At 40.6% G+C, this 25,416-nt stretch carries 21 protein-coding genes; 2 read left to right on the forward strand and 19 right to left on the reverse strand.

Going from position 1 to position 25,416, the window contains the following annotated elements; genetic code table 11:
- Window positions 1-63: 63 nt before the first annotated feature.
- Together DRF60_RS06140 and DRF60_RS06145 are read left to right on the forward strand one after the other, a co-directional pair.
- Window positions 64-723 (forward strand): hypothetical protein, encoded by a 660-nt coding sequence (locus DRF60_RS06140; protein WP_111954463.1) that lies wholly within the window; start codon window positions 64-66, stop codon window positions 721-723.
- Between the two features lie 110 nt (window positions 724-833).
- Window positions 834-1,850, forward strand: a complete 1,017-nt coding sequence (locus DRF60_RS06145) for a hypothetical protein (RefSeq protein WP_116011227.1) — start codon at window positions 834-836, stop codon at window positions 1,848-1,850.
- Between the two features lie 116 nt (window positions 1,851-1,966).
- On the opposite strand, the gene tssD is transcribed toward DRF60_RS06145, so the two are convergent.
- The 19 genes from tssD to DRF60_RS06240 all read right to left on the reverse strand — a co-directional run bounded on the left by tssD (window position 1,967) and on the right by DRF60_RS06240 (window position 25,412).
- On the reverse strand, window positions 1,967-2,374 hold the full coding sequence (tssD, locus tag DRF60_RS06150) for a type VI secretion system tube protein TssD (protein ID WP_116011228.1): 408 nt from the start codon (window positions 2,372-2,374) through the stop codon (window positions 1,967-1,969).
- Between the two features lie 194 nt (window positions 2,375-2,568).
- Complete coding sequence (locus tag DRF60_RS06155) at window positions 2,569-4,137, reverse strand: ABC transporter permease/substrate-binding protein (protein WP_116011229.1); 1,569 nt, start codon at window positions 4,135-4,137, stop codon at window positions 2,569-2,571.
- Entirely contained in the window at window positions 4,134-5,045 is a 912-nt protein-coding gene (locus DRF60_RS06160) for an ABC transporter ATP-binding protein (protein WP_116011230.1), read from the reverse strand. Before DRF60_RS06160 ends, DRF60_RS06155 begins: the two co-directional genes overlap by 4 nt.
- Window positions 5,046-5,054: 9 nt before the next feature.
- Entirely contained in the window at window positions 5,055-6,227 is a 1,173-nt protein-coding gene (gene egtB / locus DRF60_RS06165) for an ergothioneine biosynthesis protein EgtB (protein ID WP_116011231.1), read from the reverse strand.
- Between the two features lie 227 nt (window positions 6,228-6,454).
- Complete coding sequence (egtD, locus tag DRF60_RS06170; RefSeq protein ID WP_116011232.1) at window positions 6,455-7,438, reverse strand: L-histidine N(alpha)-methyltransferase; 984 nt, start codon at window positions 7,436-7,438, stop codon at window positions 6,455-6,457.
- A gap of 139 nt (window positions 7,439-7,577) precedes the next feature.
- Window positions 7,578-8,072 (reverse strand): GNAT family N-acetyltransferase, encoded by a 495-nt coding sequence (locus DRF60_RS06175; protein WP_116011233.1) that lies wholly within the window; start codon window positions 8,070-8,072, stop codon window positions 7,578-7,580.
- A 177-nt stretch (window positions 8,073-8,249) separates the two neighbouring features.
- A complete protein-coding gene (locus DRF60_RS06180; RefSeq protein ID WP_116011234.1) occupies window positions 8,250-9,392 on the reverse strand; it encodes a 1-acyl-sn-glycerol-3-phosphate acyltransferase in 1,143 nt (380 codons plus the stop codon).
- A gap of 387 nt (window positions 9,393-9,779) precedes the next feature.
- Window positions 9,780-10,325 (reverse strand): membrane lipoprotein lipid attachment site-containing protein, encoded by a 546-nt coding sequence (locus DRF60_RS06185; protein WP_116011235.1) that lies wholly within the window; start codon window positions 10,323-10,325, stop codon window positions 9,780-9,782.
- 181 nt (window positions 10,326-10,506) lie between these two features.
- Window positions 10,507-11,532 (reverse strand): terpene synthase family protein, encoded by a 1,026-nt coding sequence (locus tag DRF60_RS06190; protein ID WP_116011236.1) that lies wholly within the window; start codon window positions 11,530-11,532, stop codon window positions 10,507-10,509.
- Between the two features lie 131 nt (window positions 11,533-11,663).
- Window positions 11,664-12,488 (reverse strand): terpene synthase family protein, encoded by an 825-nt coding sequence (locus DRF60_RS06195; RefSeq protein ID WP_123902641.1) that lies wholly within the window; start codon window positions 12,486-12,488, stop codon window positions 11,664-11,666.
- Window positions 12,489-12,724: 236 nt separating this feature from the next.
- Window positions 12,725-13,723 carry a terpene synthase family protein gene (locus tag DRF60_RS06200; RefSeq protein ID WP_116011238.1) on the reverse strand — a complete coding sequence of 333 codons (999 nt, stop codon included), beginning with the start codon at window positions 13,721-13,723 and terminating at the stop codon, window positions 12,725-12,727.
- A gap of 552 nt (window positions 13,724-14,275) precedes the next feature.
- Window positions 14,276-14,614, reverse strand: a complete 339-nt coding sequence (locus tag DRF60_RS06205) for a hypothetical protein (RefSeq protein ID WP_116011239.1) — start codon at window positions 14,612-14,614, stop codon at window positions 14,276-14,278.
- Between the two features lie 39 nt (window positions 14,615-14,653).
- Window positions 14,654-15,187: a hypothetical protein gene (locus tag DRF60_RS06210; RefSeq protein ID WP_116011240.1), complete on the reverse strand. Its 534-nt coding sequence runs from the start codon at window positions 15,185-15,187 to the stop codon at window positions 14,654-14,656.
- Complete coding sequence (locus DRF60_RS06215; RefSeq protein WP_116011241.1) at window positions 15,184-16,437, reverse strand: condensation domain-containing protein; 1,254 nt, start codon at window positions 16,435-16,437, stop codon at window positions 15,184-15,186. The genes DRF60_RS06210 and DRF60_RS06215 overlap by 4 nt, the downstream gene beginning before the upstream one ends.
- Window positions 16,434-17,705 carry a condensation domain-containing protein gene (locus DRF60_RS06220; RefSeq protein ID WP_116011242.1) on the reverse strand — a complete coding sequence of 424 codons (1,272 nt, stop codon included), beginning with the start codon at window positions 17,703-17,705 and terminating at the stop codon, window positions 16,434-16,436. Before DRF60_RS06220 ends, DRF60_RS06215 begins: the two co-directional genes overlap by 4 nt.
- A 4-nt stretch (window positions 17,706-17,709) precedes the next feature.
- Complete coding sequence (locus tag DRF60_RS06225) at window positions 17,710-20,115, reverse strand: glycosyltransferase (RefSeq protein WP_116011243.1); 2,406 nt, start codon at window positions 20,113-20,115, stop codon at window positions 17,710-17,712.
- Window positions 20,108-20,902, reverse strand: coding sequence for an alpha/beta fold hydrolase (locus tag DRF60_RS06230; protein WP_116011244.1), 795 nt, complete (start codon window positions 20,900-20,902; stop codon window positions 20,108-20,110). The genes DRF60_RS06225 and DRF60_RS06230 overlap by 8 nt, the downstream gene beginning before the upstream one ends.
- Window positions 20,893-21,192 carry an acyl carrier protein gene (locus DRF60_RS06235; RefSeq protein WP_034728171.1) on the reverse strand — a complete coding sequence of 100 codons (300 nt, stop codon included), beginning with the start codon at window positions 21,190-21,192 and terminating at the stop codon, window positions 20,893-20,895. Before DRF60_RS06235 ends, DRF60_RS06230 begins: the two co-directional genes overlap by 10 nt.
- A complete protein-coding gene (locus tag DRF60_RS06240; RefSeq protein ID WP_116011245.1) occupies window positions 21,180-25,412 on the reverse strand; it encodes a type I polyketide synthase in 4,233 nt (1,410 codons plus the stop codon). The genes DRF60_RS06235 and DRF60_RS06240 overlap by 13 nt, the downstream gene beginning before the upstream one ends.
- Between the last annotated feature and the right edge of the window lie 4 nt (window positions 25,413-25,416).

The raw sequence follows: 25,416 nt of genomic DNA on the forward strand, positions 1-25,416 counted from the left end.
TTTTTCTTCGTTCCTTTGAGTTGTTCAATAAGTAATTACAAACACCAACCAAAAAACAAAACAATGGAAACAATTCAAATTACACAGACCGAAGTGGGTTTCAAAGATCCGTTCGAACGCGTTATTTCAACCTCAAAAGCAGGAGGAGAATCCAAAGAGTCTTATTCTATCGAGGTAGCAGGGGAAGGACAGCTTACAGGGCTTTCCTATAGTGTACCGCCATTCACTCAGGGAAGAATCACAGCTTCTCTTCAGGTATCTGCCATGTCCAGCCAGGATGTGAAAAACCTGAATGACCTGGCCATGAGCATGCTGAGTGCCAGCTACAAAGAAGAAGTTAAAGAGTATGAAAAAACATCAGCAAGTGCCAATTTATCCGTCTGGACTTGGTTCTTCGGTGGCGGTGGCGCTTCTGCTTCTTATGAAAAAACAAAAGAATCTATGAAATCCAAAGGGCTTACGGAAGCTCAGATCACCACATTAATGGATGCTTTTCTTGAAAAGGCAAAGCAGATGTCTACTGTAAATATTGACTTTTACGTGAATAATTCGGCCAATGACTTTGCTGTTTCGGGGGACCTGTATCTGTATACGGTTTCAGGAACGATCAAAACTGAAAAAGGAACGGCACAGTACCGTATGCTGGCTGATCAGGCTTCTGCAGGCGGACCTCCTCCTTCTGGTGGTGGTGCTCCTTCTTCGGGAACCATTAAACTGAACTAACACCACGTTTTAGTGAAAATGCTTAGAGTTCGGGACGGAAATTCCGTTCCGAATTTTAATACAGTAATTATTACCTATTCTATCTATCAATCCAATAAAACCACCAGATCATGAAACTCAATAAAGAAGAACTGGCCCTGCACGATGAAATGGCCAAAAGACTCCCCGAACTCGTTGAAGAGTATTTTAAAAGACCCGAGATCACTTCTTTAGGGGTCTCTCTGAAAACTGTAAACGATCAACTGATCCCAAGTCTTAGCTATACTTTTGGGGTGAAAAAGAAACTGCCTTTAGCCAAGGTGAGCAGTCCAATTCCGGCTAATCTTTTTGGTTATCCTACAGACGTCGTGGAGTTTGAAATTCAGCCTAATAATTTAGCAGCTCCGGATTCAGTTTTAGCAGCAAGAAACGAAAAAACAGATCCGCTGATCGGCGGGGTAAGCATTTCGGCTAATGGTGAACTGATGCAAGGAGGAAAAGAAATCGCCGGAAACGGTACGTTAGGCGTTATGATCAATAAAACGGGGGATGACAATCCTTATTTGATGACGTGTGCTCATGTGTTGGTAGGAACGACTACGAAGCTGGATTCGGATGTATGCCAGCAGTCTAAATGGGAAACAACCCTGAATTACTGCCACAACTGTGCGTCCCTGAAAAGTTATTATTATGAAAATGTCACATTTCAACGTAATTCAGTAACTATCAATGCATGGCTGGACTGTGCTATTGCAAGAAAAGGATACTTCAGATATGCTACGATAGGAAAGATATATGGTGTGGGAAGTATCATTGGAGGATTTTCTAATATCAGTCCTCCTCTTCTGGGTGAAGAAGTAATGAAAAGCGGCATTACAACTGAAGTCACCACGGGAGAAGTAACAAGTATTACCACTTCACTGAAAGCCAGAAACTTTAACGGAACAGAAGTGACAGCCAACAATGTGATTATGGTAAAGGGTAAAGCAGGATCTTTTTCAGCTGCAGGAGATTCCGGATCTGCAGTTTTTACAACCGATGGCTCCCTGATGATCGGTGTGCTTACAGGCGCTGGGGCCACCAGCGGTCTAAGTTCGGTCTCTGCGGCTGATGCTATTTTAAGCAAATGGCCAGAATTGAGATTTTGAATTTCAAAAAAAAGATCAGTCCACCAACTTTATTTACAGAGAAAAAAGACAGAATGGTATCCTAATTTTATAGGTAACCATTCTGTCTGATTTTTTAAGTTTAAGAAATTATATTCTTAAGCAGTAGGCCATTCTGCTTTGTAAGAAGAATTACCTAAGTCAATTTGTTCTGCACTTACTATGAAGCTGATGTACATACTGTTTTCATCTACTGCATTGAAGTCTACTTCGTGCTGGATTACATATCCGTTTTCCCATTTCAAAGTAGTAAGTGTTCCTTCTTCGTGAGATTTGTTGAATGTAACCTCTCCGCTTGTAGGCTTGTATTTTCCGTTCAGAAGACTTTCCAGAATATCTGATTTTTCTGTAGCTTCCACTGTGATTTTGATAAGCGCATTAGAAGGGTCTGATGCCACTCTTCCTGATACGTCCGTAGAACGTGATACACTGTAGTGAAGTTTTAGCAGTTTCTGCCCTTCTCCACCATTAAATTTTAAGATTCCTCTTGAATTTCTTTCTGCCATGATTTGTAAATTAATGGTTAATATTTTGTGATCTGATGTTATTCTATTTCACCAAATATAGAAGTAGTTACGGTATAAAAGGGGCTTTTTATGATTTATCTGAGAAAGTGTAGTAGTAGTACGACTAACAAGTGTTAGGTTTATTTATTAATTATAAATCAAATATTTACAGTTTTTAAAGGAAAGATCAGATTCTATTTTCTGCCTCTGAAATATTTTTTAAGATCTGATATATTCTTTATTTGAAGGTCCTGAGACTGCTTTCTGCGCATCATCAATGCATAGGAATTATTGAATCCAAGTGGCTTAAGCCACTGAATACCGTAGTGTTTCTCAAATTCCGAATTGACATAGGTGTATGTTTTATCAGGATTCTCAGTGACATTTTTAATAGTTTGCTCCGAAGGCTTTAAAAGGACCAGAAGTCCAGTTCCCGTATATTCAGGATAAAAATCAACTCCATCATTCATTAAGGCATCAAAACAGATTTTGGTCCCTCCCAACCCTGTTTTTGTTTCCACTTTATAGTCTGTATAGCCTTCAATAAGCATTTTATACATTTCTGTGAGAATATACTGCTCACCAAAAATCTTCGATCCAATCCGTATGGTGCCGGAATTTCCCCTTCTGGAATTTTTATACAGATTATTTTTAATTAAAAAATCCTTTGCTATTTTTTCCGGGGTCTGGTCAAGGTAATCAGATTTATAATTCAGATCGGTCATTATTGAGTCATTAAATTTACCGGCCAACAGATTAAGAGTTTCTTCCAGCTCGGGAAATTTATTCAGTGTTTTTGTTTTGATAATGGGTGCAGCAAAATAGGGTGGAAATATTTTTTTATCATCATTGAGAACATACAGATCAAAAGCTTTAATTCTGCCATCGGTAGAATACCCGCTGATAAGATCCAGCTCCTTTTCATAGGCTGCTTTATACATAATGGCATCGTTTACCACAACAGGATTTACATGAAGCCCGTACACCGAGCGCAACCCGAGATCACCATCCTGTCTTCCCATAAATTCAGGAGTAAAACCTGCCTTAATTTTATTTTTTGATACAGAAGTAAACAAATAAGCTGCCCCAACAATAATAAGAACAGCGGGGATTATATATTTCAGTTTCTGAAATAAGCGGTAGCCGGATTTCTGTACAATGGCAATGGTCTGGTCTAGCAAAACCGCCAACAAAGCCGCAGGAATAGCACCTGCCAGGATCATGTTGGTGTTATTCAGTGAGATTCCTCCAAAAATAAACTCGCCCAAACCACCTGCTGCCACAAAGGATGCTAATGTAGCCACTCCTACATTGATCACCGCTGCCGTTCGGATTCCGGCAATGATAACAGGCATGGCCAGAGGAAGCTCCACTTTAAAAAGGAGCTGTCTTCTGTTCATTCCCATTGCTTTAGCCGCTTCTACAACGGTGGGATTTACTTCTGTAATTCCTGTATAGGTGTTTCGGATGATGGGTAAAAGAGCATAAATTAACAGGGCAACGATAGCCGGCCTGGCCCCGATTCCAAAAACAGGAATCATAAAACCCAGCAGGGCAATACTCGGAATAGTCTGCAAAATACCGGCAAAACCAAGCACAGGGCTGGAGAATCTTCTTTTCCTCGCAATCAGTATTCCCAAAGGTACACCGACAACAATTGCCAAAAGTAATGACAGAAAGGTAAGCCCCAGATGCTGTACAACCTGGGTCAGTAATTTTTCCTGCTGTTCTATGATAAACTGCCAAAGACTTTGCTGCGTCATACGATCTGTAATTTTCTATACTCATTGAATGCCCTGATCAGGCTTTCATAATATTCAGTGTTTCTGTGATCCGAGCTTAATTTCTGTAAAGCATTCCAGACACTGGTATTTTCAGTAAAACCAAATTCACTGTACAGGCTTTCTGAATTAGCAAGATCTTTCAAAACCGCAATTTTATATTCAAGCAAAAGCCTGTTTTCGTTAAAAAATTCATTGACAAAATCGTTTTGAGGACGATAAAGCATTTCTTCAGGGGTTCCTGTCTGGATAATTTTCCCTTTATCCATAAGGCATATGCGGTGTCCCAGTTCAAAAGCTTCCTGAACATCATGGGTAACCAGTATGATGGTTTTATTTTTAAGCTCTTCCAGCGATTTAAACTCTGAATGAATGTCAGCCTTGGTGATATTGTCCAGTGCCCCGAAAGGCTCGTCCATCAGCAGAACGGGTGTATTGGCGATCAAAGCTCTTGCAATGCCCACTCTCTGTTGCTGTCCCCCACTCAGTTCGCCGGGAAACCGTGAAAGTATATCTTCTGAAAGATGAAGCTTATTCAGCAATTCATAGGTCCGGTTTTCTGTTTTTTTCCTGTCCCATCCCAGCAATTCGGGAACTACGGCAATATTCTGTTGAATGGTGTAATGAGGAAACAGACCGGAATGCTGCATCACAAAACCGATTCCCATTCGCAGTTCTTCCGGTTTCTGATCACGGATATTTTTACCGTTGATGGAAATATTTCCTGAATCCGCTTCTACAAGACGGTTGATCATTTTAAGAGTCGTCGTTTTACCACAACCGCTCGTTCCCAGAAGGACTAATATTTCCTGATCATGGGCCTGAAAAGAAATATCGTCTACCGCAGGTTTTCCGTTAAAATTCTTTGAAACTGATTCAATTGTAATCATAGGCAAAAATTATTGAGCAAGTCTGATTCCTGTAAACTGCCATTTCAGACTGGTCTGAAAGAAATTGCGATAGGTATTCCTGCTGTGTCCTGCAGGTGTAGCCTCAGAAGCACCACGCAAAACCATCTGATTGACCATGAATTTCCCGTTATACTCTCCTACTGCTCCCGCTTCTTTCTTGAAACCGGGATAAGGTAAATAGGCAGAATTGGTCCATTCCCAACGGTTTCCCCAATTGAAATTACCGGATGCTGCTTCCCACTCTGCTTCGGTAGGCAGTCGCATTTCCTTCCAGGATGCAAAAGCAGAGGCCTCATAAAAATTGATGTGACAGACTGCCTCATTAAGGTCAACTTCCTGCAAACCATTTAAAGTATAATTCATCCATTTTCCATCAATAAAATGCCAGTACAAGGGAGATTTCGCATCGCTCTGCTTTACCCAATCCCATCCTTCGGCATGCCAGTATCTGAAATCGGTATATCCTCCAGCTTCCATAAACTGCAGATATTCTCCGTTGGTCACCAACTGATCTGCAATTTCAAAGTCATTAAGATAAACTTTATGCCTGCCCAGCTCATTATCAAAGCAAAAACCTTCTCCTTTGAACCCTACTTCATAAACTCCTTCGTGAAACTTTAGCATTTCAGTCTTTCCATAGCTTTCTTTTTTTGAGATCAATTCTTTTTTATAGGGTGGAAAAAGCGGATTGTGCCCCAAGATGTATTTAATATCAGTAATTAATAATTCCTGGTGCTGCTGCTCATGATTAAGCCCCAATTCTAAGAGCGGTTCAACGGTTTCAGTCATGAATTTGCTCTGAAGAAATATTTTCATATGCTCATCCACATATTGCCGGTATTTATAAATATCTGAAACGGATGGACGGCTGAGATTTCCACGGTCGGTACGGATTACTCTTGCCCCGATAGTTTCGTAATAGCTATTAAAGACAAAGTTATATTGTGTATCGAAAACTTTATAATCAGGAAAATTGGGAATGAGAATAAAAGTCTCAAAAAACCAGGTGGTATGTCCAAGATGCCACTTCGGCGGACTTACATCTATGATGGGCTGCACTACATAATCCTCAATTTCCAAAGGAGCACAGATTTCTTCGGAATGTTTCCGGATATCTGTATACTTTTTCACTAAATCCAGTGTCGCTATATTCAGTGTCATGTTATTTATTTTTAATGGGTTATAACTTTGAGCAAAATAAATATACTTCTTATTCTTTTACTCTGGCAGATTAAAAAAATACATGCTTCTGTAGATATTTATATTTTTATTTAACGCAAAGTTTATTAGTTTTCAGGTGTATTGTTTAAATGAGCAAAGAAAATCGACAGGTTGATGATGAAGCTTATAGTTTGTTTGTTCGCTTCTAACAATCAATATCTATTTCTTTATTTTACCTGCCAAACGATATCTACAAACCATTTTTTTGAATCCCTGATCTCTCCTATCCGTTTAAACCCGGATTTCTCTCTTAATTCCTCAATTCTCTCTTCGGAAAATTTTTGCGAAATTTCCATATCAATGAGTTCATTTTCTTCAAATGAAATGCTGTCATTTCCTATTTTTACGGTCTGCTTTTGCAGGCTTACGAGATAGCTTTTACAGGCTCCGCTTATGGGATCGTAGGTTTGATAATGCTGGAATTGTTTCAGATCAAAATCGGCCTCAAGTTCGCGGTTGATACGGGACAGCAGATTAAGGTTAAATGCTGCCGTAATACCTTCCCGGTCGTTGTAAGCATTTAAAATGGTATGAGGATTTTTTTTAAGATCGAAACCAACCAATACCCTGTCGTCAGAAGTCAGATTATGGTTTAAACTGTGACAAAAATGTTCAGCTTCTTCGGGATTCATATTACCTATATTGCTTCCTAAAAACAGGATAACTTTTTTTCTGCCGGACAGAGAGGCTGCTTTCTGAAGCATTTCAAAATATTCTCCTTCTAAAGCGACTATATCCAAATCCGGTAATTCACGGCTCAATTTTTCTTTTAGTATGGAAAGGATATTGCCTGAAATATCAATAGGCATATAGGTGAAGTGAATTCCTTTTTCAACTAGGTGTTTCAGTAAAAATGTGGATTTCATTGCATCTCCTGCCCCCAGTTCAATCAAATCAAACGGTTCATTTTCAGGAACGATAAGGCGGGCGATATCAGCCGTTTTATTTTTGAAGATATCAAGTTCACAGCGGGTGAGATAGTATTCAGGCATGGCCATGATTTCCTGGAAAATCCGGTCTCCGGTTTTATCATAGAAGTATTTTGAAGATAATTTTTTTGGACTGGTTTTTAAGCCTTCCAGAACATCCGGACGAAAACTGTCAACATGATGATTTTCCACCTTTGGGCATGGGTTTAATTGTAAATTCATATGTTTTAATTTGTGTGGTTGTTAGTTCACTACAACTATCTTGCCGCCTCAACGTTGAATTTACAAAAAAATATTTTCTATCGTTTCATTAACATAAATATTTGCTAAATTGATGTAACTGATCGTACGCTCTGAGCATTTATTTTCTTAGTTCATACTCAACTTCACCTTCGTTTAAATCTGCTGTTTTCACAAAATTAAGCCGTTCCAGCAGTTTAATTGCAGGGCCGTTATGCTGATCTGTTGCTGCCCATATACGCTTCAGCCCTAATGTATGCAGCCCGAAATCAATGGCCAGCGTCATTCCGGTAGTCATATATCCTTTGCCGTAATATTGTGGCAATAAAACACATCCCAGCTCACCTTCTCCTTTATCCAGCCCCCGGTAATACCCGCAGGTACCAACAATTTTATGAGTTTCATTGTCCACGATGCCCCAGTGAATAGAATTTCCATCCAGATAATCCTGATTGATCTTTGCCTGCATTTCCGCTGCCTGCTGAACAGTTTCCGCGCGGATAGCATCATAAAACGAAATCTCAATAAGATCTTTAATATCTGTTTCCAGAATCTGTCGTAATGATACTCTGCTGCCTGTCACTTGTGGGAAATTATCGTACTGAAATAGTTTCATGATGATAGAAGTTATTAATTTTGGCGGTTCGCATCACAATTAATAGATCTACAATGTATTGCAGTTGATATTATGATCAGCTAAAAGTACTACTAATTTTACTATGAGCAGTAAAAAATACCTCCTGTCTTCTGGCTGAAAATCAGAGAACCTGGTTTTATAACGTTATTATAGAAATTATTCTGAAAGTTTCTGTTCGGACCTGATTTTATTCACCAAAGGATTCGCATACATGGTAAGAAAAAACTCTTTGGAAATGGCATCAGAAGGGTCAATGCGCATTTCAAGTCTTCGTACAAACAGCTGTTTTTCCTGTTCTGTATATTGATCAGCATAGGTATCGGTATTGTGAAGCAGGTCGTAAGCTATAAATTTGGTTGGCCAAAGCTTATAGTTCTGAATGATTGATTCATCAATAATCTGCGCAATTGCCTGCAACTGCTTATTTTTGTTTTCAGAATTGGCCGCAATATCATCCAGCTCCGTATCAAGAACGTTGCCTGCATGCAGATGAATCCGTTTTTTCTGACCTAAAACTCCACTGAGCATGGTCATAAAATCCTCATCTTTACCTTTAACGTACTCCTCATCTCTGTGCTTAGCCAGAAGCTGTGGCATTTTTAAGGAATCTGTAGGGTCATATTCGTAGGAAATGGATACAGGAACGATCTTCAGGGTTTTAAAGTAATTTGCCAATGGCATATCTTCTGCAGCCATAGCAAGCATTTTTAAAACGCCTTGCTGAGTAACATCGTTTCCGTCTTTGGTACGTCCTTCGCGCTGGGCAATCCAGACGGAACGGTTTTCTTTATGCAAAAGTTCCTTAATATATTCAGACATGATCTGGGAACTCTTCAGCTGCTCACGAAGCGGCAGTCCTCTCTGAACTAAAAAATTACGGTTCAGCTTGGCCAAGTCATGTAAAAAAGTTTTCTGAACAAGATTGTCACCTATCGCTGAAGCCGTCATGATGAGGCCTTTCTCCAAAAGAACCAGGTTGATGAGTGAAGTATCTAAAACAATATCTCTATGGTTCGAAATAAAAAGATACGGCGTCTGCTTATCCAGCTTATCAAATCCCGAAGTCGTAAGGCCCTCGGAACTTTTCGTAAGGATCTGTCGAATGGTATGTGCAATAAAATTGTGCTGAAAATCACTTACAGAGTGGATGTTTTTAAACTGCTCCCTCCAGATTTTCTTATCTGTATCAGGAAAAGTAAAACCCATCAGCGCGTTCATCATAGGATCACGGGCAATTCCAAGTAATGCTTCATTCACTTCACTGTCATCAAAAAACCGGATCTCATCGAACTTTGACATGTAATACTAATTAAACTTTTTGCAAAAGAACAAAAATTTATCGAGGCTACGCTACAATGTTTGTTAAAGTATTATGATTGACGTTTAAGTTTAGACGGACAATCTGTTTTTATAATAGATAAAACATTAAACCAATTATCAATCCATTTTATAAGTTCTTTTGTCTTGAAACAAAAGAACCAAAAATTCAAGGCTGGAATCTTCCGCTAAAAATTAAAATTTGCTCCTAAAATCCCCAAAACTCGTGCGGATTCAAGATTACTTTTTCAGTTCTATATTCGGGCCGCACTCAGACAGTGGGAATTTTTTAACGGATCAATTTTTAATTTTTTTAACGCTACAGCTTCCTAAGCCGATAAACAGGTTACTACAATAAAAAGAGAGCCATTATTTTACTTTTTCCAACAGATAAAGTTTAGCGCCTGAAAATGCCAGTTTAGGCATCAGGTTTCCTTCCAGCACCATGGTTTTATTGTTGACGTCAATTACTGAAATATAATTATTGGAATTGTATTCTATATAGTTTTCCTTTTCTTTGGTTAAAGGATTTTTTCCGAATTCCATAGAATATTTCACCCAATCTTCTTCTCCGGAGCTGCAATGTACAGGTTTGAATTTGGATTTTTTAGCCTTGAAAACAATCTGGTCGTAGCCGTCCGCACAGTCTGAAGTGAATGAGCTTTCCGGATTCTGATCGTTTGAAAATTCTTCGAAAGAGCCTTTGTAAACCCCAACCACTTTCCATGTTCCGTCTACACGGTCTTCATCTATTTTTCCTTTGGCTTTGCTTACGGCCCAGCTGATCCCATTTACTGTTCCTTTTACGGCTTTGTACCCAATTGTTGCTGCTCCTGTCACTACTTTTGCAGCGGTTCTTACAACGCAGGAGTTTAGCACAAAGACGGCTGAGGCAAGGAATATTATCTTTTTCATATCATCAAGTTGATTTAGGTACGAAGATAAGATTTTAAACTATTATGTTCATTTCTGCAGTATAGATTTCAGCTTTAGTTATCTAATGTTTTGAAAAAAAGTAGATTTTTCAAAATATAAAACAGCAAAAACTTACATCTTTGCTGTTTTCTGTATTACTTCAACAGTATTGCATTCACAGCTATTTCTGTACAAAAATACTGTGTGGGATAAGAATGTCATCTCCTTCCCTTCCATACTGTGGCACAATAAATCCTTTCGGCTCATACCGGTTGGTTCCGGAATTATAGTACCAGTTGGCACATCCGCTTATCTGAAGTTTAATATGGTGAATATGATCATATGCCTGTTGTTGAAAAGCCCCAAAATCCGGGAGGGACTTGTGCAGATCATCCAGTTCCCGGCCATAGGCATCATGTAATCTCATGGCTTCTGTACAGGCCTCCTGATAGGTAAGATTATACTGGTGACTCAGAATGAAGATGATATTCAGACTTTCACTTTCTATTTCAAGTTCTTTTTTCAAAGAGGCAAAATCATTCTGGATCACAATAATCAGTGAGAGCAGCTCTCTGCAACGCCTTACAATAGGGTGATTATAGATAAAAACCGGTAACGGAGAGTTCGTTGCAGGATCTATCAGGTCTCCATAAGGCCACATCCCAATTGAATATTTTCTGAAGCTTAGATAATGCGGAAGTAACGGATAGGTTCTTTTCTCAGCCTGTTTGAACGGTATTTCCTCCATCATTCCATAGATGATGAATTCATAAAAATTGATGGCCACTCTGTCTATCCAGAAACGAGGCATAAATGTTTCCCATTCTTTTCTTGCCTGTGCCATCTGCCGCAGAATACCAATTTCATCCGGCTCGGGATCTTCACCCATCATGACCTCATATACACGCTCCGCCATCGCTTTCAGTTCTTTTGCAGGGGTCATTCCGAAATAATCATCAAACAGTGTGATATAGATCATCAGCCTGGCACAGGGGCGCATCCGTTCTATGCTGTCACAGGTAGGGTTCATATAAGTAGCTACGCGTGACAAAAACTGGGGTTTGCATCTTTTTATTCCTTCTTCGGAAATAAAAGTATAATCATTATCATACCAATCTTTTTCTTCTTCATCAAAGGCATTGGCAATTGGGCTGTTCACCGTAGGCCAGGGATAATGACATTTTGGAACAATTAGTTCTTCTCTCATGGTTTATTTTAAAAATGAAAATTATTAATGATAATATTGGTAAAACTTTTCTTTGGCTTTCTTATCTTGTGACAATTCCATTGTACTGATAGGAAACCCCATACAATTCCGACATCCGTTTATTCTGATTTTTAAATGGTTTTCATATCATTACTAATTTCCGGCCAGGCAAAACCTACTCCTCCATGTTGGTATCTTTCAGTTTCCAGATAAAAAGAATTCACACCCTGAAGTCCAACTCCTGCGTAATAAACGAACTTGTCTACGTGCTCCTGATATTCACCGAACTCTCGATACTCAGCATGTAAGGCAAATACTTTGGCCAATTCTTCATTATGGATACAAAATGCTTCTGAGCAGGCATCTTCCAGTGAAAGATTATATTCCTGCTGCAATACAAAAACCAAATTAAAAACCTCTGTTCCCTTCGCCATTTCTTTTGGCAGAGAGTGAATATCATTTTGCCATGCAACCACCAGGGTCATATGTGATATTATTTTTTGAACAACAATATGCTCAAAAATATGTTCGGGAAGAACGAGACCCGATTCAATCTCACCCAGGATCAGATAGGGGCGCATAAGAACAGAATATTCGCGAATGGTTTTGAAAAGCGTGAGAGATGGTGGACGCTGTGCTATTTTATAAGGATATTCCAATTCAATCCCGTATCTGAAGGACTGATAAAAATAGTAAATAAAACGCTCAATCCATATATCAGGCATCAACGCACGAAACTCATCCCTTATTAAGGCCATATGTTGATAAAGGGCGTTTTCTTCCTGCCTTGGCTGAGCCCCCTTAAGAATATCTACACAACGAATTCTTAACTGTTGGATTTCCTCCAGAGACGAATGTTCCACCTGGTCATCAAGAGCGACGTACTGGAGCATAAATCTGTTGCAGGGAATAGTCTGTTCATACGTTAAGTCCGGCCACATACGGGCCGTGCACATGTGCAGCCTCATTTTTTTGTATGTTTCGCGTTGTTTTTCTGTCAGGAAAGTGTAGTCATTATCTATCCATCCATCCATATCCTTACCCATCTGTTCTGCATGTGGATTGATGAGGTCGGGCCAGGGATAATGGCCGCGTGGCAGATAATCTTTTGAATTATATTCTTCCGGTTTCATCTTGTTTACAGTTTCAGTTTGTAGATTGAAAATATTTATACGTTTATTTCTCTTTAATCTCATATTTGGTTCAGCTTTTCTTTCAGCTCCCTGGCTTCCGGAAATTCCAATGCATTGTAACGGCCAAGTTTTGTAGAGATATTTTTCCAGCCGCTCAGGACCATGCTCATATAATGTACCCAGTTTACCACAGCATCCTGCCAGATACCAAAGTCAGGCAGCGATGATTGTAGGGTTACAAATTCTTTCAGGTCTTCATTATGAAGCCGCAGATCTTCCAGGCAGGCATCTTCCAGTGAGATCTGGCGTTCATGCTGGATGACTTTAACAATATTATAATAGATACTGTCTGTTGCCTCATCTTTCACTACGGACTGTACTTCGTTGAAATAGGTCACCAGATGACAGGCCAGGGTCTGCAACCGACGGATAACCGGGTGCTCATGGATCTCCTGCGGCAGAATGATTCCTGTTTCTACCTCTGTAAGCTGCAAAAAAGGATACAGACAGATAGAATCTTCCCTTAAAGCAATACATTCTTCTATGGTCGGAAACACTTTTTTCTCCTTGTATTGAAGTTCAGTTTCCAGTCCGATAAAATATCTGCTGATCATCTTTGTAAACCGGACGATTGATTCCTGAGGGATAAACTGCAACAGTTCCTGCCTTAATGAAGCCAGCATAGATCCTAATGGTATTGTTGATTCTTCAGCGCTTATCTCACCATTGAGAACGGCAACGGACTGGGTATGGATTTTTTTAATATCTCCAGAGGTGCTTTCCTCGTACAGATCATCATTATAAAGAGTCCATAACATCAGTCTGCAGATAGGTTTGAAACGTTCAAGCGATGCTGTGGGAAACCATTGGGCAGCAATATGGGCAGTTTTAGTTTTTTTGTACTTTTTGCGGAGGTCAGGGTTCTGTTCATAAAGCCACAGATATTCGCCGTCTATCCATTGGTTTTCGGTAATTTCCTGCAGCTGATCAGCATGAGGGTTCTTTAATGTCGGGAAGGGATAATTAAATTGTTTGTTTAAGAGTTCAAGTGTGTTCATGGTTTTATTATTTTACTGTTTTTTCACATAAGGATAATATTTATAGTTACAGTTGGGCCAAAACTGTCATTAATAAACAGAACAAAATAATTTATATAAACAAATCCCAACCTAATCAAAATAACTGAAACTCAAATAAAACGAGAGGTTGACAACAAACTAAGCCCGTATTAAGATTACCTTTTTTTAATTTCTATGGGATAGAGCAGGTATTCAGACTTCGTAATAAGAACACTTTTCTAGATTATTGAAGAAAAATTTCCATAGGTTTTAATTTTGTAATTAATATTTTTATGACATTAGTTTATAACAATGAAAATAATAAAAAATACAATAGAATCCAAATTTATTTCACATACTATTGATAAAGACAAACATAAAATCTGAAATTATAGTATTAATAGCCTTTTAAAGAGTAAAAAAATTGTTTAATTTAATTTTTTTATCACATGCTTATCTTTTTTTTCTGATTTTCTTAATCAGTATTAGACCGACAACAACTTTATTGAGGATTAGTCTAAAGCTATTCTTCTACAGTTGACACACAACATCCTAAAAAATATCTATTTCAATAGCAATATCTACATCTTCTATTTCTATATGATTGATATTGTTCAGCTGAAATGTTCCTTTTGCTGAAAAAGATTTACTGTAAGTTATATCATCACCCTGATTATCTGATTGCAATGTTAGGTTACATGCAAAAAAGCCTTCATTAACTGAAAATGTTTTTGAAGGAGTATCAACAAAAATATCCTCTTGACTGATTTCTACCTGCCAATTTTTGCAGACATAATTTTCCGGCTGTGTATTGTTTAATACATCACTCCAGATTCTGTAATCACTACTAAATTTTTCCGCAATGTGATCTTTAATGTCATTAATTTCCATGGTTAATAATTTTTTGATGTTAAAATTAAAAGCAATTTATTATTTAGCCATCTCAGGCTTATACATCCACCTCCTCAACCTCCTCACTGGTACATACACAAAAATGGCAGAAAGCACTCCCGCCAGCAAGCCCACAAGCATCGCCATCGCCGTAGCATCCAGCTTATAATATTTTGAAAAAACATACTGTGCAAAAAGCAGGACAGACAAAACCAATAATCCGGTAATAACCCCGTGCAAAATGCTCAGTTTCGTCATCAGTTTCTTTTTGTTAAGCTGTTCATCTACGGTAAATTCAATCGCGCCCTGTTCGGAAGCAATAATAACCCTGTTGATGATGTCGATGGTAAGCACTACCGGTAAGAATATGGCCATTGGTAGCGTCAATCGGGCCAGATTTTGGGTTCCGGAAAAGAAGTGTGTATACCCTAATTCCTGGAAACTGGCGTAAGCAATAATGAAATTGAAGAATACATTCGGAAGGACATAATAGATCGTCCGCCTGATTAAAAAGCGTTTCAGGGTGGTTTTCCTGAGTTTTTTAGGAGGTGAAGGCTTCAGTTTAAATTTCATAGCGATGAGGTGAGAAGTTCAATGGCTTTGTCTTTAATTTTAACGGCTTCTTCTTTAAGTAGAAAATCCTCATTGGACATAAACGTAAAGTCCATTTGTTGATTATACGTTGTGGTTACCAAAGTATTTGAATTCAGCCATGGAAAGGCAACAGTCGGACTGATGATGGTTTCCACTTTAAAATTTTTATAATCACCTGGGATATTGATTCTTCCCATATTGGAAAGCGTTACATCATGTCCGCCTTTACTGGACTTCATCATAGAAACCATACGTTCAGCAACGGGATGCATCTGCTCACCCATCCACAGAAGCTCTCGGGCCTCCATTTTTTCTATTTTTTCTACAAGATCTTTTTTGATCTGTCTGGCGTTGTCCAGTAGATCTGTGCTTCCTTTTTTTAATGACAATTCAACGGTCGGTGCAAAAGCAAATACATGATCCTGCCTGATCTCCGGAATAAAGTGACGCACATCCACTGGACTGATCACCTTCCCTTTTGCATATTTTCCCTGGATATCCTGAAAAGCCTGCATAAACGAAGAACAAAGCAAAGCGTGTACAGAAACACCATGAGCTTTAGATTTTGCCGTTATTTGCGCGGTTGTATCTGCATTCAGCTTCCAATGGACAACATAATTGCTGCCAAGATTTCTGGTCTTACTTTTCCGCTTCATAAGAAAAAAGAGTCTGCCTATCATCAGATAAAAACGGGCTTTGCGCTTCTTTCTTTTCATATCGAAATCCAAAGGCAGAAAATCATCTACAGAACTGAATACTTCATAAGGCTGCAGCTCTACAGCAGGATCATCCAATAAAGCAAGAAGTTCCTTCATCATGGTGACAAGGGAAGTTCCATCGCAGATACAGTGAGGCAATACCCAGAGAATTTCCGATACCTCCTGTCCTTTGATCCAGACCAATTGGGCCAGTGGTTTTTTTTCATCTTTAAACAGCCGGAACCATTCTTTTTCGGATTCCAGCAGCCAGTCTTCATCGGTTTTTCGCTCAACAATACGGAGCGGAATGGATTCAATTTCTTCTACTTCTATAAAAAAGGGATATTTTTCACTGCTGTTATCAATCCTGGTTCGCAGCAAAGGATGTTTCTGCTGGATTTTCTCTAAAGCAGTCTTAAAGTTTTCCTCAGGGATATTCCCTTGGATTTTTGCTGTAAATACACAGTTAACAGGAGTTTCAGGATCAACATACATGATCCGTTCCACCATCATTAAATTTCGCCTGATCATAATATTGCAATGGGGTCTAATTGTAATTTCACCGTCTGAATCACCTCATCACGAATGGCTAAGGCTTCAGCATACGGCAAATATCCTTCGCTTCCTACAAAAGAAAAATCCATTTCCCCTCTGAATGTTGATGTCACCATCGTTGTGGTATTGCCCAAAGGCCCGATTACTGAAGGACTAAAAATGGTATCCAGTGTAAATTCTTTGTATTGATGAGGAATCTGGATGCGTCCCAGATTGGAAAACATACAGTCGTTGGAAGACTTGCCATGCTTTAGCAGCTTCGTGAAATTTTTCAGAACATCATGAGCAGATTCCATCACCATCATCGTAATGTAGGGATTCAATTTGGAAGTTTTCCGCTCTACAGATTCCTGCATCAGTCTTAAATTCTCCGAAAAACTTATTTTCTGATTCGCTGAAACCACGATCATCAGACCGAAAGCAAAAATATGGTCTCCTTTGATCTGGCTGGCAAAGCGCCTGATATCCACCGGACACGAAACCTTATTGAAAGCTGCATTGCCTCTCACTTTTTTAAATGCCTGAAGCAATGCTGCACACAGGAAAGTATTAACAGTAACTTCGTGTGATTTGCAGTAAGAAATCAGTTCCTGACTCATTTCTTTGTTGAATTTCCAGTGGATCAGATAATCTTTTTGCCGGTCAACGGCTTTTTTACTGACAGGAATACATTTGATGGCTGTCGCTGCCAGTCTTCCGATCACTTTCGCTTTCAGTTTCTGTTTTCGGTTCGTTAAAATCTCAGAAGGAACCACATCATGAATTCCGAGTATGGGATTTTCCACCCCGATTTCTGCAGAAGGACGATCCAGCAGCTGCAAAAATTCATACAGAAAAGCCATCGCAGAACCGCCGTCGCATAAACAGTGATGAAAAGAAAAAAGCATATCAGAAACCTCTTCCCCTTTGATCCATACAAAACGGATCAGCGGCAATTCTCCGTAATTAAACAAGGTTTTCCACTCTCTTGCGGATTCTTCTTTCCAGTCGTCCTCTCCTTTTCGGGTCACCATCCGTATCGGGATGGGGAGATGTCTTTCCGGAACTTCAAACCATGGGATATTGTTTTCATCATGGCTGATGAGTGCTCTCAACCACGGATGTTTTCTCTGAATCTGATTCAGGGCATGTTGAATATTTTCCTCTTTAAAGGTTCCGCGCAACCGGAACGGAATCACCGCATTGAAAGGTTCTGTTCCGTCACCCAGCAGCATGCGCTCACCAAATAACAATTTTCGTCGCATAGGCTTATACCATAACTAATGTTGAACGATGTTCTTGCACAAAATCTTCCAGAAGCTCTACCGCACGGTCATTACCGCCGGCATTCAGTAAGTTCGTCTGAACCTCTTTCGCTGCGTTTCTGTAGGCAGGGTTTTCCAGCAGTTCAAAAACAGTTTCACGAAGAGCTTCAACACGTAATCTCTTGTATCGGATGCTGATTCCGCAGCCTGCCTTTTCAATTAATTTAGCAATATGAAAATGGTCGTAGGCGATAGGGGTAATGAGCATCGGCAATCCATTGGTAAATGTATCATTTACGGTATTAAAGCCTCCGTGGCAGATCACTGCATCCATATGAGGCATCAATGCAGATTGCGGGACAAAGCCGTTCACGATGAAATTAGAAGGCCATTCATCAAATATGTCCGGAGGAGTTGCTGCGATAACCGTTACAGGCTGATCTGCAAACGCGGCAATCACTTTTTCAAAAAAGGCTTTCCGAATATCTACTAAAAGCGTTCCTAAGGATACAAATATTTTCGGGGTCGTAGACGCTTCCAGCTTTTCCCAGTCAAAAGGAGCCGGATTCGGACGTCCTTTTACCGGACCTACAAATCTCATATGGGACGGAACGGTTTCAAAATCCGCAAAAGTCTGTGACGTGAATACCAGATTCAGCTTATTGGAATGGATAAAAATACCTTCATCATCAATTCCCACTTCTTTTTGAAGATCTTTGATCAGGTTTTGCTGCCATTCGAATATTTTGGGTGCGTTATTCGCGGTATCGCCCATTACATCGGGAGGAACAGGCGTAGTTGTTACACACGGAATATGGTGTTTGTGAGCAAAAAGAGCTCCTCCGAAAGTGATGCAGTCATTCACCAGAACATCCGGTTTCCAGCTTTCCATCAGACGCTCCAATCCGGGCATCATCATCTTGGCAAACGGAACATAGGTCTCTTCCAGTGCAAGCTTCATCACTTCAGGTCCTGAACACGCCGGCCCGTCATCCTGTCTCTTTAAAATACGCTGAATATCCTCCTGAAACGGGATAAGATCTTCTTCAGGATAAAAATAACTTCCTCCTTCCGGAATATGTTTGTCGTCTAACGGTGTAATTCCGAACCATTTTACCTCGTGTCCGCGGGCGATCAAACTGGCTCCTACACTTAAGGTCGGGCTGATATGACCAAAAAATGGCGGGATCACAAATAAAAATTTAGACCCCGGCTTTATGGTTTCCTCAGCAGGGATTAACGCTTTTTCAAGCAAACTGGCTGCAGTGGCTGTACCTCCGGCTTCGGTGAAAGATTCACGAACCTTTTCAGCAGCTTCTTTATATTCCGAATTATTTAATATATTTTTCACGGCTTCGTTTAAGTGATGGGATTTAAATCTGTTAAAATTAAGACGCTCTCCTGCTCCGGTACGCACTACACGTCCTGCCACATGAGACTGATCATAAGCAATCGGGATCACAACCAACGGAAGACCATTGGAAAGGGCTTCAGAAACGGTATTGTGACCGCCGTGGCAAACGACTCCATCTAGATAAGGCAAGAGATCCAGTTGAGGAACCTGATGATAGACCATAAAATTCTCCGGCCAGCTGTCAAAAAGCTGCGGATCGGAAACCAATACCACGGTCAGGTCTTCATCTTTAAAGGCATCCACCACCTTTTGGAAGAATGCTTTTTTATGATCATGATCGAAAGTCGTTCCGATGCTTACCAGGATCTTTTTGTGGGTAATGCTTTTCAATCTGTCCCAATCAAATTCACAGGAGATACGGCGTTCCGTAAGAACAGGTCCCGTGAACTGATAGTTTTCCGGCAGATCCATTTCACCAAAGAAATATTTTGAAGTTAAAACAAGCGTCAACAGATCAGAAGAAGCCAATGAACGGTTTTCCGTTACGCCAAGTTCTTTCTGCAGTTCAATGATTTTATTGACTTCCCATTCGTGTACTTTAGGCAGTTCATCCATCATTTTAATGGCCGCCGGAGCGGTAACGGAGGTGCTGTAGGGAAGATTCAGTTTTTTAGCAGCAATAGCAGCGGCAAATAACTGATGATCTCCAATCACCAAATCGGGTTGATAGTGTTTCAGCAAGGTAACGATTCCATTGTAGCAATGTCTGTTTAAAGGAATCAATACGTCATCGTAAAGAAACTTTATACTGTCGATACCGTAGACTACTTTTTTAGAAATAATATCGAGATAGCTCTCACTTTCTCTTTTCTCCTCGTCGGTCTGGTCATATTGAATGAGTAAAAGTTCTCCCCCGACAGGAAGCTTTGTACTTAAATTTTTATCAAGACTGATCCAGGCCACTTCATGTCCTCTTTGCAGTAATTCTGCGCCGATGCTTAAGGTTGGATTGACATGGCCTGTCAATGGTGGAACAACAAATACAAATTTAGCCATGATTTTGTGTTAATGCGTTAGATAATGATTGAGATAAAAAATGAACCATCGATTCAGCGATCCGAACGGGTTCCTGTATCGGGACATTATGATCTCCCGGAATCAGTTCCAGTTCAGACGGAATAATCTGCGTTTTAAGCCATTCCCCTGTAGGTTTACAGTTCGATTCAGATCCGTAAAGCAAGAGTGTGGGAATATCCAGCTCTGAGAAATTGGCTTTCCCCAGAAAATGTTTTTCCCTGATCATATCTGCTTTGATGGTGGTCTTTTCAAACAGGAATTCATACATCCGGTGGTTTTTCTCCATCTGCCTTTTGCCCATCTGAACTTTGGTGGTGTCCGTAAAATTGGCCACATAATGCTCGAGGAATTCTTTGCTGTATTCATCGATAATGTTACGGGCCTTTTCATCCTGAGGATCCGGGGCTTCTATAACGACCAGCTGACTGACACGGTCCGGCGCTTTCAATGCTGTTTTCAAAGCAATCAATCCTCCGAAACTGTATCCGGCCAGATGTACTTTCTTAAGATTTAAAACATCCATCAAAGCCAGTACATCAGATGACATACTTTCCAGATCGTAGCCGTCTGTAAAACGCTCACTCATGCCGTGACTTTTCAGATCATACATCACCACATGGAAATGCTTCGCCAGAATCGGGGCAATATTAAAATAATAAATGGAGAGGTTGCTGAACATCCCGTGGATAAGCACCACTGTCTGTTCAGCCCCTTTATTCAGTTCCTGAATATGAACCTGTTTATTGTTTACATTGATTATTGGCATTCGTAGATATAATTGATGATCATACGGAGGTCAAGGTTGATCAGTTCGTCTAAGTCCATAGAAGACAGCCATCCCGTGAAGTCAATCTGATCCCCGAAATGCGCTTTGATCTTCTCGGAAAAAGAAACTATTTCTATGCTGTCCATTTCCAGGTCTTTCGTGAATGAACTATCCGGAGTGATATCCATTTCCTCTACAAATTCGGCACCTATCACTTCTGTAATAAAACCTTTTAAAAGTGTGAACAATTCTTCGTGATTCAATTTTAATGTGTTGTTTATAGTGTCCATCCGATAATATATTTTTTATGTTTAATAGTTTTTATTTCAGTTTGGTTGATCCATAAATGATCTCCCTCAATATGCGTGATTTCGAAAGCTTTTGGATTTCCTTTCAGTCCGGTTCCCAGAAACTTTCCGTACGCTTCTTTGGTTACCCAGAATCTGGTGGTCCATTCTGCCTGATCTCTGTCTTTTAATAAGGTTAATTCGTGATCGGTAAATACCAGGTCGTAAAATTCGGAGCTTCGTTCTTCCATGATCTCCATGTCGATTCCCACCGGGCCGCCCTGACGTGCAATACCTACCGCATCCTTTTCTTTATGGGCTAAAGAAATATGGATATCTTCTGTGACATCGCCTATCAGATAAGGTTTTCCAACTTCATCCTTCCCGATTTCAAAAGTGATGGGGAAACAAGGGTGATTTTTCTTTTCACGGAGAAGGTTTCGTACCGCATCTTTCACGGCTACACGGCTTACCATCCATTCTTTCCGCTTGTTGGGAAACAACTGCTGATGATACTGTTTTTCCGTCTGGTTGAAATATCTTTTGAGGATAAAATCCCACGAAGCCACTCTCGTATACGCCTGATGAAAGAAAAATACTTCAGGAGCTATTTCCTCCGAAAGACGGTTATGTAAAGGCGACATGGAAACATTCCACAGAGGTTCATCGATTTCCAGCCGGCGGTTTTGCCAGCCTGTAATCGCGCACCATACTTTTCCGTCTCTTTTCAGGATGATATCTGCAATGGCAAATTCTTCATTGAGTTCTGTAAGGATACAGGTACATTCAAAAAGGCCGTCCTGATCCTCCATATCTCCGAAGAATTCGATATCTCTGATTTTTACCGGGAAAGCAATACGGTCTTTGGTCAGGGTAAGCTGCAGCCACAATCCGAATAATTGTCCTGCATTATCAAGCAAAGAACCTTTTCCTCCGTTTCCTTTGATTTTTCCTACAATTCCTTTTGTTCCTACTGCAGAAATCTCTGTAATTCCCTGGTACAGTTCTCCATGGAACATATGTTTGTCATAGATTTCTTCAGGTGTTCTTTCAATAGGCAGAAGATCCCCGATCGATAGGTTAAAGGCAGGTACAGCAGGCTCAGATGAAGCCAATAAGACTTCTGCATTCGCAAAGTTCTCTATATCAAGGTAGGCATGGTTATTGGAACGCCATTCTCCTTTGACTGTTTTTTCAAAAGGTTTGGCGACATTCATCCATTGAAACACACTTACATTCATTATCTTATGAACGCGGGTTCCCGGTATTTCGGCCTGTGCTATTTCTGCTAACTGCTCAAAAATCATGGTCATCGGGATCACCGGTTCCATATCAGAAACATTGGTCCATCCTTTCGGCTGTCTCAATAGACTGTGATCGATGAGGTAAGGATGAGTATCTAAATTAACATGAAGAAGTTTCGAGAAATTCTTACTAACAGGAGGTCTGGAAACTACAGGTTTTGGAACTGCAATTTGCGGACGGTTTTGAAACAGCGTCAGCACTTCTTCCTGCATCCGGATCATATCGGTAATATTTTCCTGGAAAGCCTGAACAAGAGGATGACCGGTCTTAGCCACCGTTGCTGAAACCGTATTTTGTTTTGGCACTTCAAAAGACTGCACCAGATTTTGAATTTCTTTAAAATCCCGAATGATCGGTGAACCCAGCTGTAACTTGATTCCCTTTCCTAATGATTTTTTTGATGGGTTTTGTACTTCTAAAAAGTCCAATGCTACTGTTTTACCTTCCACAAATAATGCGGCTACCACACGTTGCAGCTGAGCCAGGGCAGATCTTGTAGCCACACTCGACGCTATCGTACTGAATGGTTTTCCTTTCAAAGTATCATCAATAAATCCAATAAGTCCTCCGGTTCCTATCTGAATAAAGAATTTTGCGCCTTCATCATACAGTTTATCCGTCAGTTCACGGAAACGGACCGGCTGAACCAAATGCTCTGCGCTTAGTTTTCTGATCGCATCCTGATCGGCAGGATACGGTTCTAAAGTCGTTGCAGACCACAACGGGATTTTCGTCTGTTGAAACTGCGCTTTTTCCATTCCCGCTAAGATCACATCCAGCTTATCAGCGATAAACGGTGAGTGAAAACCGGACTGGAACGGCAGGATCTGATGAAAAATCTGTTTTGATTTTAACAATGGAACCAGCTCGTCCAGAGCAGCATTACTGCCACAAAGGATCACCTGATTGGGACAGTTGTCATTGGAAATATAAAGATTGGGAATGGCATCGATAAAAGGCTTCACCTCATCAATCCCCGCCCCGATCGCAATGAATCTGGAATCTTTTAATTCAAAGGTTTCCGGATTCAGAACATCAATCAGAGCTTTAACAGAATTCACTTCTGCCAGTTCTGAGGAATATCCTGCCAGCCATTCTCCCAGGCTGTGTCCCGCATTCATATCCGGAACAATTCCCAGTTTTTTCAGGGCGTTATCAAGGATGCTGCATTTGTTGAAAATCCCCAATGCATCGCTTAGCAAACCTTCCCCTTCTGTTTCGATAGGCTCGGTTAATCCAAAATAACGGCTCACACTGTCCACTTCTCCTTTCGCAAGGCCATCCAGACCCGGAAATACGAAGGCAATCTTACCTCCATCTTTCAGTAAAGGCGTATTGGTGTACCAGATATCCTGTTTATTGCGCCATGGATTATTTTTAGCTACAATTTTAGTGGCTTTTTCTATTCTTTCAGGGGTCGGGTCGAATAAAGCAATCCGGTAATCCCCTTCTCCTACTCTATTTTCGTTGTTCTTTAAAGCAGAAAGTAATTCTTCATGGGTAGGTCTTGCCAATACTAAAACGCGGTCTTTTTTAGGCATATCATAGCCTTCCAAAACAACGTGTGCATTGATCCCTCCAAATCCGAAGGCATTGACTGCCGCTACTTTCGGTAAACCTGTTTTTGACCAGATTTTTGGTTCCTGTACCGGAGCAAAACGGGTCTGCTCCATATCTGCAATTGGATTTTCACAATATAATGTAGGCGGTAACGTATCATGATGAAGCGCCAGACAGGTCTTGATTAAACCTGCGATCCCAGCAGCCGGCATAGCATGCCCGATATTGGATTTAACGGATCCTATTCCTGCAGCCTGCGTTGTTTCTTCTTTAGTGAAAAACTGAGCCAGAGTGTGAAGTTCTGTTTTGTCTCCAAGCGGTGTTCCTGTTCCGTGGGCCTCAAGATAACCAATCTGCTTTTCGTCCAGATCTGCATTGATCCAGGCCTGTTGCAAAGCTTTAAGCTGACCTTTAACGGACGGGCTCATCACGCTGGTTCCATTGCCATCGCTGCTTACTCCAACACCTTTGATCACGGCGTAGATTTTATCCTGATCACGGACTGCGTCTTCCAATCGTTTTAATACGACGAAACCACAGCCTTCGCCAATTAACAATCCGTCTGCATCCATACTGAACGGCTTGATCTGCTGTTGATGCGACAAAGCTCCCAACTGGGCAAAAATACTCCAGAAAGCAGCGTTCTGTCCGGTATGTACACCTCCCGCGATGACCATATCACAACGGCCACGGTTGAGTTCCTGAACGGCGTGATCTACTGCAATCAGGGCACTGGCACAGGCAGCATCTACTGTGAATGCAGCACCTCCCAGATTGAACCTGTTCGCCACTAAAGAGGCAACCAGATTGGGAATCAATCCCATGGCGGTATCTGCTGCAAAGCGTCCTTTCCGCTCCTGGAAAGCATGCTTCACCTTTTCGATGTCTGCTGAAGATACCTGAGGAAGCAATTCCTGCAACAGCGAAGAAATCTGTTCCCCCGTACGCACGATTTCAATGGCACGCGTCGCTCCGGGACCGGTATAGTTTCCTTTACCGATAATGATTCCGGTTTTCTCAAGAGATATTCCTTTTTGAAATACACCGGCATCTTCCAGGGCTTTCTGCACCAGATCGAGGGTTAATAATTGATCCGGCTCTGTACCTTCTACTGCCAATGGAAGAATCCCAAAAGCCGTAGGATCAAATTCATAATCTGAAATAAATCCACCGCGTTGGCAATAGAATCTGTCTACAGGACTGGTAGCATCACTAAAGTGTACAGGATCAATCCTATCAGCAGGAGCCGATTGGGTGGAATCTACCTTATTGATAATATTCTGCCAGAAAGTATCGGCATCCTGTGCCCCGGGAAAGACACAGGATAAGCCAATAACAGCAACATCTGTTTTTTTCATAGTT

The sequence above is a fragment of the Chryseobacterium elymi genome, assembly GCF_003385495.1.
Taxonomy (GTDB): Bacteria; Bacteroidota; Bacteroidia; order Flavobacteriales; family Weeksellaceae; genus Chryseobacterium; species Chryseobacterium elymi.